Below are 16,332 nucleotides of genomic sequence, written 5' to 3'. Positions count from 1 at the left end.
CGGCGCATTAATTTTTCCCCATTTCCTCTTCAAATATGCTGTCCTTAATAAAAATATTATCTTCCTGATGGATAGCATAATCTGTCGTGAAAACTATGCCGAGCGGTGTTGCCTGAAAATCATTATGCACAGTAAAGGGAACATTTTTTTCATTTGCTGCTTTGACATAATTGTTATAAGAAGTATAAGGGAGGTTGCCATTAATAAGCATACGCATATCATTATGTCTGCTCATCAGCTGGAGTGCTTCCTCGTACATTCCTTTCTTGTAAACCTGGCCGTTTGTCAATGCTAACCTGACTCGTTCCGCGTACGTTCCTAAAAACAAATGTTTTTCTTCCGGCCTGATCTCGGGTTTTCCGTAAATACCTTCCTGTATAATCTGTTCAAGTTTATCCTGATGCATCAGTGGTCCCTCATTTCTGTAAGCGTGATTGTGAATTTGTGAACAATTTTATTTTATCATGTTTATCACTTCTTCTCAATCACAACCGACACTTCTCAAATATAATTATATAATTGACGCAAAGTATATAGTCTACCTGTTATAATAGTAGAGATTTGGTTATTGTGATAAATTCTAGCCGAGCAATTATTTTAATTTGTTAGCTCTGTTAAAGTTCATGGTTGCCATGAGAAAACTTCGCTGCCACAGGTCTGCCGTGGACAAGCCTCTCCGAAAGTGCAGCAGCGGTATTACTTTTTTAAAACAAAACTTTTATTTTCAAGGTAACCAATTTTTATTAGGACCCTGGATAAAATGCGGGAGGAAAATCGTTGACTTACTTAGAACTTCTTCAACATTTAAGAGTGTATCATGTGTTTGTTTATACAGGGGATAAAGAAGCTGATTTAGACCTGATAACAGAAGAAATAAAAGAGCAGTATCAGCTTGGTATTGTAGATAAATTTTTTTTGCATCAGGCTTTAACAGCTGTTGCAGCAGAGCGTTCTAAATTGAAAAAGCAATCATGAATGCTGCATGTTACAATGGATAAATGATTTTTAAAATGAGGTGAAGGGAAATGGACAAAAAAGCTGTCGTAGGAATAGATGTTGGCGGCACTACTGTAAAAATTGCTTTTATAGCTCTGTCAGGAGAGATTCTAAAAAAATGGGAAATTACAACGAACCAAAAAGATAACGGCGCTTACATAGTAGAAGAAATAGCTGCTTCTATTATTAAGGAGCGTAAAGAGCTGAATGAGGAATTGCTTGCGGCCGGGGTAGGTGCACCTGGCTTTATTGATGTAGATAATGGATTTATTTATGAAGCTGTAAATTTAGGGTGGAAAAATTACTCTCTGCAAAATGAAATGGAAGCACTCTTAGGTCTTCCTGTGATAGTGGATAATGATGCAAATCTGGCTGCCGGCGGCGAAAAGTGGAAAGGTGCCGGAGAAAATGCCCGGAACATTATAGCTGTAACACTCGGTACCGGAGTAGGGGGCGGAATTATTGCCGGCGGCGAGATTATTCATGGAGAAAGCGGCATGGCAGGAGAAATTGGTCACATATCCTCTGTGAAATCAGGCGGAGCGCGCTGTAATTGCGGGAAAAGCGGCTGCTTGGAAACTGTTTCTTCAGCTACAGGAATTGCCCGTTTAGGGTTGGAAGCTGTTCAACGGGAGAAAGCCGGTTATTTACAGAAGGTATTCCTTAAGGACGGCAGCGTCACGGCAAAAGATGTCCTGGACGGAGCAAAACAAGGAGATGTACTGGCTGGAAAAGTTTTAGATGAGTCAATGGAGCATTTAGGATTTGCTTTAGCTAATTTAAGTAATTCACTGAATCCGGAAATCATTGTGATAGGCGGAGGAGTGTCCAAAGCTGGAGACTTCCTGCTCGAAAAGCTTTCTTACTTTTTCAAAATGTATGCAATTCCTAAAATTGCGCAGGAAACTAAAATTAATATTGCTACGTTAGGCAACGATGCCGGAGTTATTGGAGCGGCCTGGATTGCAAAAGAATTAATTTCTCAAAAGGGGCTTGATGCAGGTGCAAGGTAATAAAATCCTTATATTTCTCCCCCTTTTAGTAATGCTTGGGTTATTTGCAATTGGATATTACTCGTTAACCCAGACGGGAGGTTTCACAAATACAGATCTGGAAGAAAATATTTTTATCGCTTATGAAAGAGAAGAAAATCAATATATAGAATGGCAGTGGGGAAGTTTTCCTGAGGATGGGATTGCAGGAACTGACTATATTGAACTGGTAATTGATGCTGATGCAGTGGAGGAAGTGGAACTGCGGCTTCAGCAGGCAGGAGAAATATTATATGAAACTTCTGAGTGGGAAGAAACCCCGGATGGAATAGCGGTAGAATTTCCTACTTATGCAGATGGTGAGCAAATTATTGGAGCATTAGGTGAATTGCTGTTGGATGCTTCTGCAGATATAGATGCTGTAAGATATTATCATACCTGGGCTGCTGCAGAAATTAATGTTTCCTCCTCGGAATCAATACAGGAACTGCTCGAAGAGAGAATTCCTGATCAATTTTGGGTGGTAGAAGAGCCGGTTTAATTGGAGGGCATGAATGATACGGGGAATCTCACATGCAAAAGGTATTATGTTTTTCAGTCCGGCGTGCATTTCTCACGCTTGGAATGTTCATGGCCAAATACACCATCAGGTAAACGCTTATTCAAAAAAAGGAGTGCTCTTTGAGTGCATACGAGCGTTTTTCATGCTTCCAGCCAGGTTTATTATAATTATTCTTGGAAGCGCAGCGATTTTAATTTCAACATATTTTTTTGATGCTGTTCCTCCTATTTCTTTTCATTATTATCTGATTTTCTTGTTCAGCTTTCATTTTTGGTTCCCGAAAGAAATGAAAAAATTTCATGCTGCTGAGCACCAGGTGTTTTCCTGCAGGGGGGAGATTCGGGGGGACAACCTTTCTCTGATTAGTAAGAGTTCCGTTATAAATCGCAACTGTTCTACCAATGTTATCGTCCTTTTCTTTATAAGTTTATTTTTGTTATTCCTATTAGGAAATGTTTTTTTGCCGGCGGGCGAGGCTTTAGCCGCAAGTACTTACATTGCTGCTGTATTATCATTTGCAGCATTGGGAAAGTGGTTTAAATCAGATAAGTATCTTATAAAAAAAGCAAGAAAAATTTCTTATTGGCTGCAGAGAAAAGTAACGACCTCCATTCCACAGCGCATACATGTACAGACAGCGATTACAGCATATGAAAATCTGAAAAGATTTGAAAACGAAAAAAAATCCGGTGAATAAACTCACCGGATTTTCTTTGATTATAAAGTAGATATAAAGGCTACTACGCCTCCGCCGTCCGTAAAGATTACAGCTATGATTGTCCGCACAGAAAACCATCCAAATACAGCAAAAGAAACAAAAGCAAATCCTGCTCCGAATATGTTTTTCCGTTTCATCTCTTTAATCAGACCAAAAAATGATAAAATAGCAACAGCTAAAGTTATAAGACCAAGAAACATGTTGTGTGAACCTCCTTCTGTCAAAATAAAAAAGTATAATAATTATGTAGCAAATCTCAATATCCTAAAGGATGACAGCTACTATCACTTCATATTTTACTTTTTTTCTGATAAATTGTCGAGTGGGAGTTTCTGAGAAATAAAAAAATAAAGGATATTTTGTGAACAATAAGCAAATAAAGAGAGGGGAATTTACATATGAATTACGAACGTATGCCATTAGGTGCACTGCAGACAAACAGTTTTATTTTATGGAAAGATCAAAAAGCGATAGTAATTGATCCTGCAGGGGAAGCAGAAAAATTAGCAGCAAGGCTGGAGGAGCTTCAAGTGGAAGTTGAAGCAATTCTTCTAACGCATGCACATTTTGATCATATAGGAGCTTTGGAGAAAGTCCGTAAGCGATGGAACTGTCCAGTATATCTGCATGAGGAAGAGAAGGATTGGCTTGGAGATGAAAAACTGAATGGGTCAGGTCTGTTCCCTGGTATAGAAAAAGTATCCTGCAGCCCAGCTGATTATCATTGGGAAAAGGAAGGAGTAAAGCAGATAGGAAGCTTTCAATTTGAACTGCTGGAGACACCCGGACATTCTCCCGGAAGTGTCACTTATTATTTTTCAGAAGAGAAAACCGCTTTCTCTGGAGATGTTTTATTCAGAGGCGGAGTGGGCAGAACAGATTTGCCCGGGGGCAATCATGATGTGCTGTTAACTTCCATTCATGAGAAGCTGCTTGAACTTCCTGAGGAAACTCTCATTTTAAATGGCCATGGTCCCGAAACTACAATTATGGCTGAAAAAGAAACAAATCCTTTTATTAATGGTTTTGGGTGGTAGATATGAGTAAAAACTGTTTGAAAAAGAAGTAACAAAACTGAATAAGAATTAATTTTTCATTTGATAAAAGATTTAGTTGCAGAACTGGTCAGATGTTAACAATTTTCATATAAAAAAACTGCTCTCTTTAAGATAGAGGCAGTTTTTTTATGAATAGTGTTTTAGTGACCGACACCAGGTACCATAATAAACGTAGTGTAATAAGTAAAGCCGACGAAAAATACTGTTAAATAGGCACCGAAAATATAAACATATGCACGTTCAGAAAGTCTTAAATAACTAAGTGCAACAAACACACCTGTTTGTGCGAAGAATAAAATCGATGCTTCCAGCATGTCGCCCACAAGAAATAATACGGCAAAAATACCCGTCCAGAATCCCAGAACCCGATACATGCGCTCCATGACTTGCCCTCCTTTTTATGTAGCTGATACTTATTATATGAACGTAAGTAAGTTCACTTTATTATAAATCGTTTCCACGCCTTTTGTAAACTATTGCATCTATATAGTTTTAAAAAGAGCTGCAGTTATTTTCAACAGGTACTGCTCCTTATTTGATCTGATTTAATAACAACAGGCTCTGTAAAAGATCTTGCACTGCAGTGAGGAAGCGGAGGAGCTCATCCACGGAAGGGCAGTTTCAGCAGAATTTTTTTCCTATCCACAATGAAGATTTACAGAGCTAAATCTTCAAAAAGGTGTTGATTTAATGGATGTTAATGTTTATTTTTAAATAAAAGAAGGTATATAACACTTTATGTAGAACTTAATACATATCGGAATTAAAGGAGGATGTTATGAATGGGTAAAATGGATACGAAGGATTTTATTATCGGAGCTGTAGTTGGCAGCGTTGTCGGAGCTGCTGCCGCAATGCTTTACGCACCAAAGTCAGGTCAGGAACTGCGTACTGATATTAATCAAAAGGCCTCTACTGCGAAAGACAAAACAGTAGAATGGTCGAATACTGCAAAAGAAAGAGGTGCAGATTATACGCAGACTGCAAAAGAAAAATCAGATGCCTGGACTAAAACAGCAAAAGAGAAAAGCGCTGAATATTCACAGGTAGCTAAAGAAAAGTCCAATGCTCTTACAAGTGCCGCTAAAGAGCAGTTCGAACGGGTCACTGAAAGAGCGAGCGGAGTAGCAAATAAAGCGTCCAACATGGGTGATGAGCTTGCAAAAGATGTCAAGAGTATTATGGACAGTGAAAAGTCTGAAGGTAAAAAACTGGCACAGCAGGTTGTCGATGAGATTGAAGAAACAAAAGAGCGATTACGAGCAGATGTGGAAGAATTAAAACAGGAAGATTTAAAAAATGAAGAACAAAAATAACTTTTAGAAAAATCTCCGTTCTGCGGAGATTTTTTTGTTTTTTTAGCAGGAATTTTGTGTTTAATGTCGAATGTATGTTCTGTGCAGTAAAATAATAGTAAAGGAGCGTGATGAATGGAAGCAGCCTGGAAGTTAAAACAATTAGTTAGAGAAGCAGCATTGTTAAGAGCATCCGATGTGCACTTAATCCCCGAAGAAAGAGGTGTTATTGTCCGATACCGGCTGGATGGTCAATTAATAGATGTAGAAGTTCTTACCCACCAACTGGGAAGAAAATTAATTTCCCACATGAAGTTTATTGCTGGAATGGATATTGGAGAAAGAAGAAGACCTCAAAACAAGCGTATAGAGCTGCAGGTCGATGATATTACGATTTTTATACGATTGTCTACTTTTCCTTCTGCACTGATTGAAACATTGGTATTAAGAATATTCCCATACTCAAAATCAGACAACCTTTTGGAATTAGCACTTTTTCCCTCGCAGGTAGAATATCTTCAGAAACTTATACATAGCCCCCATGGTTTAATACTTATTTGCGGTCCGACCGGGGCCGGAAAAACTACTACCCTTTACTCCCTTCTTAAAGATAGAATGCAGCATACGAAAGAGAACATCATGACTTTAGAAGATCCTGTAGAAAGAAGAGAAACAGGACTTTTACAGATGGAAATTAATGAAAAAGCAGGAGTGACCTATGCAGCTGGACTGCGTAGTTTATTAAGGCACGATCCCGATTTGATTGTAATAGGAGAAATAAGAGATGAAGAAACTGCAGAGATCGCGGTAAAAGCAGCAATGAGCGGCCATTTGGTTATTTCAAGCCTTCACAGCAGCTCCACTTCAGGCGCAGTCCGAAGAATGCTGGATTTAGGAGTGGATGCAGCTGATTTACAGGAAGTGCTTCACGGTGTAGTAGCCCAAAGACTGATTGATCTGAAGTGCAGCTTCTGCACAGGAAAATGTTCTATCCATTGTAAAAAAAGAAGAAACACCAGAAGAAAAGCTTTATATGAGATTTTAATGGAAGAAGAACTGCAGCAGGTCTTTCATTATCTCGATACACCTCATGCTTCGGCCTACCCTGTCAATAATCTGCGCAAGCAGTTACGCAGAGGGATCGCTTTAGGTTTTATAAGTGAAAAAGAATGGATGCGACTCGGAAAAGGGGCCTATGTGTGAAAATCCGTCTTTTTAAAAATGATTATGAACGCGGCAAACTTCTTGTTGAATTATCTTCGCTTCTTCAGGATGGATATCATATTGATGAAGCTATTGAACTGTATTCCACATTTTTAACAGGGGAAAGAAGAGCATGGCTGCTGCAGGCTTATGAGGAAATGGAACAAGGAGAAATGTTTGCTGACCAGCTGAAGGAAGCCGGTTTTTCGAATGAAACTATCAGTTTTATCAGAATGATGGAGCTGTACGGTTCATTTCAAAAAGCTTTAGATCAGTCTGGCTATTTGTTATTAAAACGGCATGAATTAAAAAAGCAGCTTCAGACTGTGCTTCATTATCCACTGATTCTGCTGGCAGGGGTTTTCCTGCTTGGAATTGTTTTATTGGAAGGAATTCTGCCGCAGTTTGAGCAATTTTTCACTTCTATGCAGCATGAGCTTCCAGGGATTACGAAATTCATGCTGTTTTTTACTGAATGGGTAAGGCTCCCATTATTCTTAGCAGGTATTTTCATATTCGCAGCTTTATTTCTCTGGGTGAGAAGAAAACCTGTCTCGGAACAAGTGAATTTACTTTTAAAAATTCCATTGATACATCTATATGTACGCCAGCTGATAACATATTATTTCACTGCACAACTCGCTCCCATGCTGAAGGGCGGGCTTTCTTTACAGCAGGCGCTGCTGACGATGGAAAAGGAATCCATGATTTTATTCTTTCAGCTGGAAGCGGAATTTTTTCTGAAACAGCTGGAGGAAGGCGAAAAATTTTCTGAAGTACTTTATTTAAGGCCTCATTTCATCCCGCAGCTTTCTGTTGTCTGGTCTTTTGGTGAAACAAAGGGACAGACTGCACAGGAATTAGAAACCTTTGCAGCTTACTTATTTCAGCAGATGTATGATTATTCCGCAAAAGCAATCAGATTAATCCAGCCTGTTGTCTTCTGCTTGATCGGCGGAGTAGTGCTTATTTTGTTTTTTTCGATGATGCTGCCGGTATTTTCAATAATCGATACTTTTAACTAAGTTTAGTTTACTTGTGTTTTTTCCTAAATGAAGACTTTTAAACAGCAGATGAAAACATTAAATCCAAATAAGAGGAGCAAATTTATGAAAAAAATAATGAAGTTTTTTAAAGCTCAAAAAGGTTTCACATTAATAGAAGTAATGGTGGTCCTCGTGATCATTTCCATCCTCCTTCTCGTGTTTATACCAAATTTAACGAAGAACCATAGTGTAGCAAATGAAAAGAGCTGCAGTGCTACGCTGGAGCTCGTAGAAGCACAGATCATGGCCTACCAGGTAGAAACCGGCAAACTGCCAGCTTCTATTAACGTAATGAAAGAAGCAGGATATGTAGACAGCGAAACTTGTCCAAATGGTGAAGCTATTACGATTAACGGATTAAAAGCTGATTCCGTTGGGCAGTAAAGGAGCAAGTCTGCTGGAAGTAATGACAGCCCTTGTCTTAATAGGCATTATTTCCACGATGGCCATTCTGCCGGTACAAAGTTTAGCTGCGCAAATGCAGGCAGAGTATGTAATAAAAGAAATTCAGCAGGATCTTCATCAAATGCAGCTGCATGCAATGAAGACTGGAAAAGAAGTGAGTTTTCGATTTTACCCGGGAGGAACGTATACTGCAGCTTCAGAAGGGAAAGTGATTCTCCAAAAAGAATTTGATTACCCTGTACGTTTTCAGGAATTATCACTGCATTTACATCAGGTAGTGTTCAGGCCTAACGGAAACCTGAGAAATTTCGGTCAAATAAGAGTACAGGCTGCCGGAAAAGCGTATCGGCTGGTATTTCAAATAGGGAGGGGAAGATTTTATTTTGCAGAACTGTAATCAAGGTTTTGTATTTATTGAAACAATGGCTTCGCTGTTAATAATGGGAACAATCATCAGTGCGTTTGTACTTATCTCCCATACCATTCATCTTGAGTCCCAGCATATGAATATGGAAAGAGAAGCAAATAATTTGCTGTTCCGCCAGCTTCAGGAACATGATACTGTAAGCGGAAAATATACAGGACAATTTGGGGAATATCAGGGAAAAACTATTTATACTCAGGACAGCCGTATGTCTTGTCTTACTTCACAGAGTGATAGAAATAGAAAAGTGGAAGTCTGCCTTCCAGCATATGCGTCATAACCAGAAGGGCTTTACACTTATTTCTGTCCTGGCAGGTTTTCTTGTATTAATGGTGTTAATTTCTTTACTGACTTTTGGTCTGAAGTTCTGGCTGCAATCGAAGCCTGAAGTAAATGAGTTTGCTTCCTATGAATATCAGGTGTTTCTTTCCCAGCTGGAACTTGAGTTTCGTCAAAGTGAGCAATTTTCAATTTCTCATAACCAGCGCGCTGTAAGTTTTAATAATAATAAAGATATTGTAAGATATGAACCTTACCAGACCAGTATCAGGAGAGTAGTAAATGGGACTGGCCATGAAATAACATTGCAGCATGCTGGTCAGTACAGATTTGAATATCATCCTGCAGGGATTCTTATTATTAGAACCGAAAAAAATAAAGAGCATACGAACCTGCTTATACACCCAAGAAAATGGTCGAAAGATATTTAAGCCGGAAACAGGGGAGAGTCATATGAAACACCGTCAGTCCGGATTTATACTGCTCTATTCAATGCTGCTTGTACTATGCCTCAGCGGATTAGCATTTTATATTATTTATGATTATGAAATGGATAGAAAGCTATTAACATTTGAGCTGGAGAAAATACAGGTAAACCAGTTGATATTCACTGAAGTTAAAAATATAATCCGTCAGTTTCCCGACACGCAGGATTACGAAGTTTCTTATGAAAATACAGCCTTTGGCTACGTGCACAGAGAAATATCGAAAAATGAAAAAGAGTGGGAGGTATCACTTAATCTTGTAAGAGATGGATATACAAAACAAATTTTTTTTATTTATAATGAGGAGATAAAGGAAATAATAAGCTGGAGAGAGGGGAATGCATAATTGTGAGAAGAAGATCTATCTTTTTAACTGGATTTATGGGAGTAGGAAAAACAACTATCGGCAGAATACTTGCAGAATCTTTAAACATAGAATTTATAGATTTGGATGAGTATATAACTGCGAAAGAAAAAAAAGAAATCAAAGATATTTTTCTGGAAAATGGGGAAGCAGCTTTTCGGGGAATGGAGGCGGAAGCGGCTGCGGAATGGACTGGCAGAGATGCTGTAGTCGCAACAGGGGGCGGTATTATAGAGAGTCCTGAAGCAGTGAAATCTATGAAGGAAAAAGGATATGTTATTTATCTGCAAGCTTCTTTTCCAATATTGTATGAGAGAATAAAAGGTGATAAGACAAGACCGTTGACTGCTGTTGGTAAAGAAGCATTGGAAGAGCGCTTCACACAACGCATAACTTTATACGAAAAGGCAGATATTGTGTTGAACACTGAAAATAAGACTCCAGAGCAGGTTGTAAATGATATTAAAACTTCTTTAGCAGATAAAAGAAAAACTTGATTGAAAAAAGAGAATAGTGGTACTATTAACATGCATTCACGCAGCAAGCGAATATAATATAAGCGAATGACAGCAGGGGGAGAGAACGGCTACGCCGTCGCCGAAGGAGCAAGCGCATCAGCGTGAATCTCTCAGGCAAAGCAGACTCCTGTTGGACGCATCTCTGGAAAGTCCCGTTATATGGGCACCCATGGGGAAACCTTTCTTTAAAAAAAGGAAAACTCTCAGGTCAAAAGGACAGAGGCGTACTGATTTATTCAGTATGCCCCTGTCCTTTTTTGTGTAAGTCGTGAGTATATACATATTATTTGGAGGTGCTGTTATTGGGAAATAAAACACCGCTTTATGACAGTTATGCAAAATACGGAGGAAAGACGATTGATTTTGGAGGATGGGATTTGCCTGTACAGTTTTCTTCTATTAAAGAAGAGCATCATCAAGTGAGAAACAAATCAGGTGTGTTTGATGTTTCTCATATGGGTGAAATCCGCGTAACAGGTAAAGATACCATTAAATACCTGCAGAAGATGCTCACAAACGACATAAGCAAAGTGAAAGACGGTCAGTGTCAATATACGGCTATGTGTTATGAAAATGGCGGTACAGTTGATGATCTTGTTCTTTATAAATTTTCTGACCAGGAAGTCCTTCTTATTGTGAACGCAGCAAACATACAAAAAGATTATGAGTGGCTGCTTGAGCACAGAACAGAAGAGGTAAATGTAGATAATGAGTCAGAAAAATTCGCCCAGCTTGCTGTGCAGGGTCCTGAAGCAGAAAACATTTTGCAAACATTTACGGATACAGATTTAAATAACATTAGATTTTTTCGTTTTCAGAATGATGTGAGGTTAGCGGGGCATGCAGTTTTAATTTCCAGAACTGGTTATACCGGAGAAGACGGGTTTGAAATTTACTGCCGGCCGGAAGCTGCAGCTGACATCTGGGATAAAGTAATAGCTGAAGGAGTTTCACCAATTGGTCTGGGAGCGAGGGATACGCTTCGATTTGAAGCGAAATTAGCGCTGTACGGGCAGGAATTGTCAAAAGATATTACGCCAATTGAAGCCGGTATCGGGTTCGCTGTAAAACCGGACAAAGACATTAAGTGTATTGGATACGATACTTTAAAGAAGCAAAAAGAAGAAGGCCCTGAACGGAAGTTGATCGGTCTCGAAATGATCGATAAAGGGATCCCCAGAACAGATTATAAAGTGCTGACAAACGACAAAGAAATTGGTTTTGTCACTACTGGTACACAGTCTCCAACATTGGGGAAAAATGTGGGACTTGCAATAGTGGACAAAGAATACACAGAGTTGGGAACTGAAGTTTTCGTGCAAGTAAGAAAACGAACTTTAAAAGCCAAAGTAGTAAAAACACCATTTTATGTACGTAATAAAGAGTAAGAGAGGATGAATATAGTATGAGTGAATACCGATATCTGCCGATGACGGAACAGGATCAGCAGGAAATGCTGGATACAATTGGAATAAGTCAGCTGGAGGACCTGTTTGATGATGTACCGGAAGAAGTGAAATTTAAAGGAGAACTTGATGTAAAGCCTGCTCTCCATGAGACTGCGCTGATAAAAGAAATGCAGCGCCTTGCTGGAAAAAACACAAATATTAAAGACTATCCTTCCTTTTTAGGAGCAGGTGTATACGAACATTACATTCCTTCGGTAGTAAATCATATGCTGCTGCGCTCGGAATTTTTTACAGCATATACACCATATCAGCCCGAGATTTCGCAGGGAGAACTCCAGGGTATTTTCGAATTTCAGACAATGATTTGTGAACTCACCCAGATGGACCTTGCCAATTCATCAATGTATGATGGTCCCACGGCACTCACCGAAGCTGCGATGATGAGCTGCGGACAGATGAAGAAAAAAGAAATTCTGGTATCAAAGACCGTACATCCTGAAGCTATTGAAGTATTAAAAACAAATGCTGTTGGCCAGAATTTAACGGTTATTGAAGTAGAGGACCTAAATGGACAAACAGATATGAAAGACCTGGAAAGCAAGTATTCTGATAACACCGCTTGTGTTATTGTGCAGTACCCAAATTTCTTCGGTGAAATAGAAGATTTAGCTTCAATCGAAAAGATTGCTCACGCTGAAAAAGGCTTAATGATTGTTTCTTCTAATCCTCTCAGCCTGGGCATGCTGAAGGCACCTGGCGCTTTTGGTGCAGACGTAGTAGTGGGAGATGCCCAGCCGTTTGGTATTCCTACGCAGCTTGGAGGACCCCACTGTGGATATTTTGCAGTAAATAAGAAATTAATGCGTAAAGTTCCTGGAAGACTTGTCGGCCAGACGGTTGATGAAAATGGGGAACGCGGTTTCGTCCTTACCCTGCAGGCCAGAGAACAGCACATCCGCCGTGATAAGGCTACGAGTAATATTTGTTCCAATCAGGCGCTGAATGCACTGGGGGCTTCTATCGCTATGAGTGCCATAGGTAAATACGGGCTGAAAGAAATGGCTTACCAGAATATGCAGAAAGCGCATTATGCAAGCAGACAGTTAGCTGCTGCCGGATTTAAAGTCGTGACGCAGGGCTCATTCTTTAATGAGTTTGTAGTTGAATTTGATAAAGAAGTAAAAGAAATAAACGAAAAATTGTTTGCTGAAGGAGTAATAGGAGGGCTCGATCTCGGACGATTTTATCCGGGAAAAGAAAAGCAGATGCTGATTGCTGTCACTGAGCTGCGTACAAAAGAAGAAATTGATGCGCTTGTTTCTGCATTGGAGGGGTTGAAATGACGAATAAAAATCAAGCACTTATATTTGAGATGAGCAAAGAAGGAAGAATCGGGCATAGTCTGCCTGTATTGGATGTTGAAGAAATTCCGTTAGAAGAAATGCTTTCAGGCGAATTTGTACGTGAAGAACCTGCAGAGCTGCCGCAGGTGTCTGAATTGCAGCTGGTACGGCATTATACTGCTTTATCAAGAAGGAATCATGGAGTGGATACAGGCTTTTATCCGCTGGGCTCCTGTACGATGAAATATAACCCGAAAATTAATGAGGATGTTGCACGTTATCCTGGATTTGCGCATCTGCACCCTTATCAGCCGGAAGCACAGATTCAGGGAGCACTGGAGATGATGTATGAACTCCAGTATTCACTGGAGGCTATTACTGGAATGGATCAGGTTACTTTACAGCCAGCGGCCGGTGCTCATGGCGAATGGACTGGCCTGATGCTTATCAGAGCATACCACGAAGCAAATGGCGATACACAGCGTACAAAAGTAATCGTTCCGGACTCTGCACATGGCACAAATCCTTCATCAGCTGTTGTCGCCGGATTTGAGGCAGTAACTGTTCGTTCCAATGAAGAAGGTCTGGTTGATCTGGATCATCTCCGTGAGCTTGCAGGAGATGACACTGCTGCACTTATGCTGACGAACCCAAATACACTGGGGCTTTTTGAAAGACAAATTGTTGAAATGGCTTCAATTATCCACGAAGCAGGTGGCAAGCTTTATTATGATGGAGCAAACTCCAATGCAATTTTAGGTATTACACGTCCAGGAGATATGGGCTTTGACGTAGTTCATTTAAATCTGCATAAAACTTTTACAACCCCGCACGGCGGCGGCGGGCCTGGCTCAGGGCCGGTGGGGGTGAAGCAGGATCTGGTACCTTACCTCCCTGCTCCGATCGTAATGAAAGAAGGGGATTCCTACCGCTTTTCTTATGACTTCCCGGATACTATCGGCAGAGTAAAGCCGTATTATGGAAATTTCGGAATAAATGTACGTGCATACACGTATATTCGCACCATGGGTCCAGAAGGATTAAGACAGGTGTCAAGACAGGCAGTGCTGAATGCAAATTATATGCTGCGAAAATTGCAGCCTCACTTCGATACTCCTTATGAACAGCACTGCAAACATGAATTTGTGCTTTCTGGAAAGCGCCAGAAGAAACTTGGTGTACGTACACTGGATATGGCTAAAAGGCTGTTGGACTTTGGTTATCATCCGCCGACAATTTACTTCCCGCTGAATGTAGAAGAGTGTTTGATGATAGAACCTACGGAAACAGAATCGAAAGAAACTTTGGATGAATTCTGCGATGCGATGATCCAGATTGCGAAGGAAGCTGAAGAAAATCCGGAAATTGTCCAGGAAGCACCGCATACGACGGTCGTAGGACGCATGGACGAAACTACAGCTGCAAGAAAACCTGTACTTCGTTACACTCCGGAAGAGTACGCTTCAGTTAAGTAATTAAAAAGAGCGTTATGGTGTGGTTACCATAACGCTCTTTCTTTATTACACTATATTTTCAAGAGGAAAAAAGTTATTTTTTGATTTTTCCGGACCATTTTTTAAATCCGCCTTTTAACATGGAAATATCTTCTGCATTCCGTTTTTTCTTGAGGATTTTTGCTGCCTGGATAGAACGGGAACCATTCTGATCATAAAGGTAAACAGGTTTATCGGGGCGGATTTCCGCGTTCCTCATTCTTAACTGAGAGAGAGGAATATTACGTGCCCCAAGAATATGGCCTGTTTTAAATTCGCGTTCTTCCCGAACATCAATCAACTGAGCTTTACGGTAATTTTTTGTAAATTCCTCCTGATCCAGTGTTGTGAGGTAACTGGGTTTTCGGAGACGAAAAAGTATAAAAGCGATTAATAACAAAATAAGTATGAGGATCATCCACCAAGTCATTCTAGCACTCCTTTGTTGATTTACATGTTTCTTCATAAATGATATACCTTAATAATGATTTGTGCAATCTTTGGATTTTCTTTTTGTACAAATTCTTTAAATTAGGTATGATAAAATAGATAGGAGGAATTCTCTTGGAAACTTGGTCATACATAGATTCAAAAAAACAGAATCCTGCCTTTAATATGGCAATGGATGAAAAACTGATGGACTGGCACCGGACGGGGGCTGTTCCTCCAACTATTCGATTTTATGAATGGGACCCGCCAACACTCTCCTTGGGATATTTTCAAAGAATAGAGAAAGATATAGATTTAGCGCAGGTTAAAGCGCACAAAATTGGTTTGGTGCGAAGGGCCACGGGCGGAAGGGCAGTATTGCATGATGATGAACTGACTTACAGTGTCATCGTGAGAGAAGACCACCCTCTCATGCCTGCTTCTGTAACAGAAGCGTACCGCGTGATTTCACAGGGGCTGCTGGAAGGGTTCCGCGAGATGGGCCTGGATGCGGATTTTTCAGTGCCAAAAACAGAGCGGGAAAAAGAAGAGCTGAGAAATCCCCGGTCTGCAGTTTGTTTTGATGCACCTTCCTGGTATGAAATGGTTGTCAATAACCGCAAAATTGCGGGAAGTGCGCAGACAAGGCAGCGGGAGGTTATTCTGCAGCACGGCTCAATTATCAGGACGCTTAATGAAGATCAGCTGTTTGATATGTTTAAATTCCCCAATGAAAGAGTACGGCAGCGAATGCAGCAGGGATTCAAGAAAAAAGCTACCCCGATTGAAGACCTGCTGAATCCGCTGCTATCGCTGGAAGAAATGAAACGCATCTTTAAAAAAGGATTTGAAAAAGCACTAAATATTAATCTTCAGCCATTGGATCTTTCTGAAAAACAGCTGCAGGAAGTCAGATCTCTTGCAGCTTCAAAATATGCACAGGACAGCTGGAATTTTAAATATTAGTCCAGGAACCAATTTCAAAATTTTATTTTATAGAAAATTAATGAATACTATCTGAAATAACTATCCAAATGTTCGTGTATCTGAAGTGAAAGATGAGAACTCCCATATCAGGCAGTTTGAATTAACGAGGATTTTTATCGTTCTATTAGCTGCAGGAGGAAAATTTCCAGCTTACAATTTATTTTTATATATTTATTTCTCAGAAAGCCTAAAGCAGTAAGCTTTCAATATTATTTACATTTTCCGGTACAAAATAATAAGTTTACAACCTAAAGCGCAGGGTATAGAATATGAAGAAGATACCCTATATGTTGATATTGTGTTCGATACAGGCACAATATATAGCG

22 protein-coding genes and 2 riboswitches are annotated in these 16,332 nt (G+C 39.9%); of the genes, 18 read left to right on the top strand and 4 right to left on the bottom strand.

Going from position 1 to position 16,332, the window contains the following annotated elements; all coding sequences use genetic code 11:
- Positions 1–7: 7 nt before the first annotated feature.
- Positions 8–406, bottom strand: a complete 399-nt coding sequence (locus BLP92_RS03900) for a YueI family protein (RefSeq protein WP_090840751.1) — start codon at positions 404–406, stop codon at positions 8–10.
- A gap of 371 nt (positions 407–777) precedes the next feature.
- Between BLP92_RS03900 and BLP92_RS03895 the strand changes: the two genes are divergently transcribed.
- The 4 genes from BLP92_RS03895 to BLP92_RS03880 are packed head-to-tail and all read left to right on the top strand — an operon-like array spanning position 778 to position 3,247.
- A complete protein-coding gene (locus BLP92_RS03895; protein ID WP_090840749.1) occupies positions 778–975 on the top strand; it encodes a YqgQ family protein in 198 nt (65 codons plus the stop codon).
- Between the two features lie 50 nt (positions 976–1,025).
- Entirely contained in the window at positions 1,026–2,009 is a 984-nt protein-coding gene (locus tag BLP92_RS03890; protein WP_090840747.1) for an ROK family glucokinase, read from the top strand.
- The gene (locus BLP92_RS03885) at positions 1,999–2,529 is read left to right on the top strand and encodes a hypothetical protein (RefSeq protein ID WP_090840745.1); all 531 of its coding nucleotides are present in this window, start codon (positions 1,999–2,001) and stop codon (positions 2,527–2,529) included. The genes BLP92_RS03890 and BLP92_RS03885 overlap by 11 nt, the downstream gene beginning before the upstream one ends.
- 13 nt (positions 2,530–2,542) lie before the next feature.
- The gene (locus BLP92_RS03880; RefSeq protein WP_090840743.1) at positions 2,543–3,247 is read left to right on the top strand and encodes a DUF1385 domain-containing protein; all 705 of its coding nucleotides are present in this window, start codon (positions 2,543–2,545) and stop codon (positions 3,245–3,247) included.
- Positions 3,248–3,267: 20 nt separating this feature from the next.
- Here the strand turns inward: BLP92_RS03880 and BLP92_RS03875 are convergent, their stop codons facing one another.
- A complete protein-coding gene (locus tag BLP92_RS03875; RefSeq protein ID WP_090840741.1) occupies positions 3,268–3,468 on the bottom strand; it encodes a DUF2759 domain-containing protein in 201 nt (66 codons plus the stop codon).
- 198 nt (positions 3,469–3,666) lie between these two features.
- Here BLP92_RS03875 and BLP92_RS03870 point away from each other — a divergent pair, with 198 nt between their 5' ends.
- Positions 3,667–4,305, top strand: a complete 639-nt coding sequence (locus BLP92_RS03870; protein WP_090840740.1) for an MBL fold metallo-hydrolase — start codon at positions 3,667–3,669, stop codon at positions 4,303–4,305.
- Between the two features lie 161 nt (positions 4,306–4,466).
- Here the strand turns inward: BLP92_RS03870 and BLP92_RS03865 are convergent, their stop codons facing one another.
- Positions 4,467–4,709 carry a DUF2626 domain-containing protein gene (locus tag BLP92_RS03865; RefSeq protein WP_090840738.1) on the bottom strand — a complete coding sequence of 81 codons (243 nt, stop codon included), beginning with the start codon at positions 4,707–4,709 and terminating at the stop codon, positions 4,467–4,469.
- Positions 4,710–5,108: 399 nt separating this feature from the next.
- Here BLP92_RS03865 and BLP92_RS03860 point away from each other — a divergent pair, with 399 nt between their 5' ends.
- The 12 genes from BLP92_RS03860 to gcvPB all read left to right on the top strand — a co-directional run bounded on the left by BLP92_RS03860 (position 5,109) and on the right by gcvPB (position 14,572).
- Entirely contained in the window at positions 5,109–5,642 is a 534-nt protein-coding gene (locus BLP92_RS03860; RefSeq protein WP_090840737.1) for a YtxH domain-containing protein, read from the top strand.
- Between the two features lie 114 nt (positions 5,643–5,756).
- Positions 5,757–6,824, top strand: a complete 1,068-nt coding sequence (gene comGA, locus BLP92_RS03855) for a competence type IV pilus ATPase ComGA (protein WP_090840735.1) — start codon at positions 5,757–5,759, stop codon at positions 6,822–6,824.
- Positions 6,821–7,849, top strand: a complete 1,029-nt coding sequence (locus BLP92_RS03850; RefSeq protein ID WP_175444165.1) for a type II secretion system F family protein — start codon at positions 6,821–6,823, stop codon at positions 7,847–7,849. Before comGA ends, BLP92_RS03850 begins: the two co-directional genes overlap by 4 nt.
- 84 nt (positions 7,850–7,933) lie before the next feature.
- Positions 7,934–8,254 carry a competence type IV pilus major pilin ComGC gene (gene comGC, locus BLP92_RS03845; protein WP_244516638.1) on the top strand — a complete coding sequence of 107 codons (321 nt, stop codon included), beginning with the start codon at positions 7,934–7,936 and terminating at the stop codon, positions 8,252–8,254.
- Positions 8,244–8,672 carry a prepilin-type N-terminal cleavage/methylation domain-containing protein gene (locus tag BLP92_RS03840; RefSeq protein ID WP_090840731.1) on the top strand — a complete coding sequence of 143 codons (429 nt, stop codon included), beginning with the start codon at positions 8,244–8,246 and terminating at the stop codon, positions 8,670–8,672. The genes comGC and BLP92_RS03840 overlap by 11 nt, the downstream gene beginning before the upstream one ends.
- Positions 8,659–8,979, top strand: a complete 321-nt coding sequence (locus BLP92_RS03835; protein ID WP_090840729.1) for a hypothetical protein — start codon at positions 8,659–8,661, stop codon at positions 8,977–8,979. Before BLP92_RS03840 ends, BLP92_RS03835 begins: the two co-directional genes overlap by 14 nt.
- Positions 8,969–9,409 (top strand): competence type IV pilus minor pilin ComGF, encoded by a 441-nt coding sequence (gene comGF / locus BLP92_RS03830; protein WP_090840727.1) that lies wholly within the window; start codon positions 8,969–8,971, stop codon positions 9,407–9,409. The genes BLP92_RS03835 and comGF overlap by 11 nt, the downstream gene beginning before the upstream one ends.
- A gap of 22 nt (positions 9,410–9,431) precedes the next feature.
- Entirely contained in the window at positions 9,432–9,809 is a 378-nt protein-coding gene (locus BLP92_RS03825; RefSeq protein WP_090840725.1) for a hypothetical protein, read from the top strand.
- Between the two features lie 2 nt (positions 9,810–9,811).
- Entirely contained in the window at positions 9,812–10,324 is a 513-nt protein-coding gene (locus BLP92_RS03820; protein ID WP_090840723.1) for a shikimate kinase, read from the top strand.
- 66 nt (positions 10,325–10,390) lie between these two features.
- A riboswitch (glycine riboswitch) is annotated at positions 10,391–10,482 on the top strand.
- A riboswitch (glycine riboswitch) is annotated at positions 10,483–10,575 on the top strand.
- 72 nt (positions 10,576–10,647) lie between these two features.
- On the top strand, positions 10,648–11,733 hold the full coding sequence (gene gcvT / locus BLP92_RS03815; RefSeq protein ID WP_090840721.1) for a glycine cleavage system aminomethyltransferase GcvT: 1,086 nt from the start codon (positions 10,648–10,650) through the stop codon (positions 11,731–11,733).
- 17 nt (positions 11,734–11,750) lie between these two features.
- Positions 11,751–13,097: an aminomethyl-transferring glycine dehydrogenase subunit GcvPA gene (gene gcvPA / locus BLP92_RS03810; RefSeq protein ID WP_090840719.1), complete on the top strand. Its 1,347-nt coding sequence runs from the start codon at positions 11,751–11,753 to the stop codon at positions 13,095–13,097.
- Positions 13,094–14,572, top strand: a complete 1,479-nt coding sequence (gene gcvPB, locus BLP92_RS03805) for an aminomethyl-transferring glycine dehydrogenase subunit GcvPB (protein WP_090840717.1) — start codon at positions 13,094–13,096, stop codon at positions 14,570–14,572. The genes gcvPA and gcvPB overlap by 4 nt, the downstream gene beginning before the upstream one ends.
- A gap of 73 nt (positions 14,573–14,645) precedes the next feature.
- On the opposite strand, the gene BLP92_RS03800 is transcribed toward gcvPB, so the two are convergent.
- Positions 14,646–15,020 carry a rhodanese-like domain-containing protein gene (locus tag BLP92_RS03800; RefSeq protein ID WP_090840715.1) on the bottom strand — a complete coding sequence of 125 codons (375 nt, stop codon included), beginning with the start codon at positions 15,018–15,020 and terminating at the stop codon, positions 14,646–14,648.
- Between the two features lie 134 nt (positions 15,021–15,154).
- On the opposite strand from BLP92_RS03800, the gene BLP92_RS03795 reads away from it, so the two are divergent.
- On the top strand, positions 15,155–15,985 hold the full coding sequence (locus BLP92_RS03795) for a lipoate--protein ligase family protein (RefSeq protein ID WP_425284405.1): 831 nt from the start codon (positions 15,155–15,157) through the stop codon (positions 15,983–15,985).
- Positions 15,986–16,332 lie beyond the last annotated feature (347 nt).

The organism is Alkalicoccus daliensis (assembly GCF_900103955.1).
GTDB lineage: Bacteria > Bacillota > Bacilli > Bacillales > Salisediminibacteriaceae > Alkalicoccus > Alkalicoccus daliensis.
The sequence above is the reverse complement of the archived record's forward strand: the minus strand, read 5'-3'. Positions and strand labels throughout refer to the sequence as shown.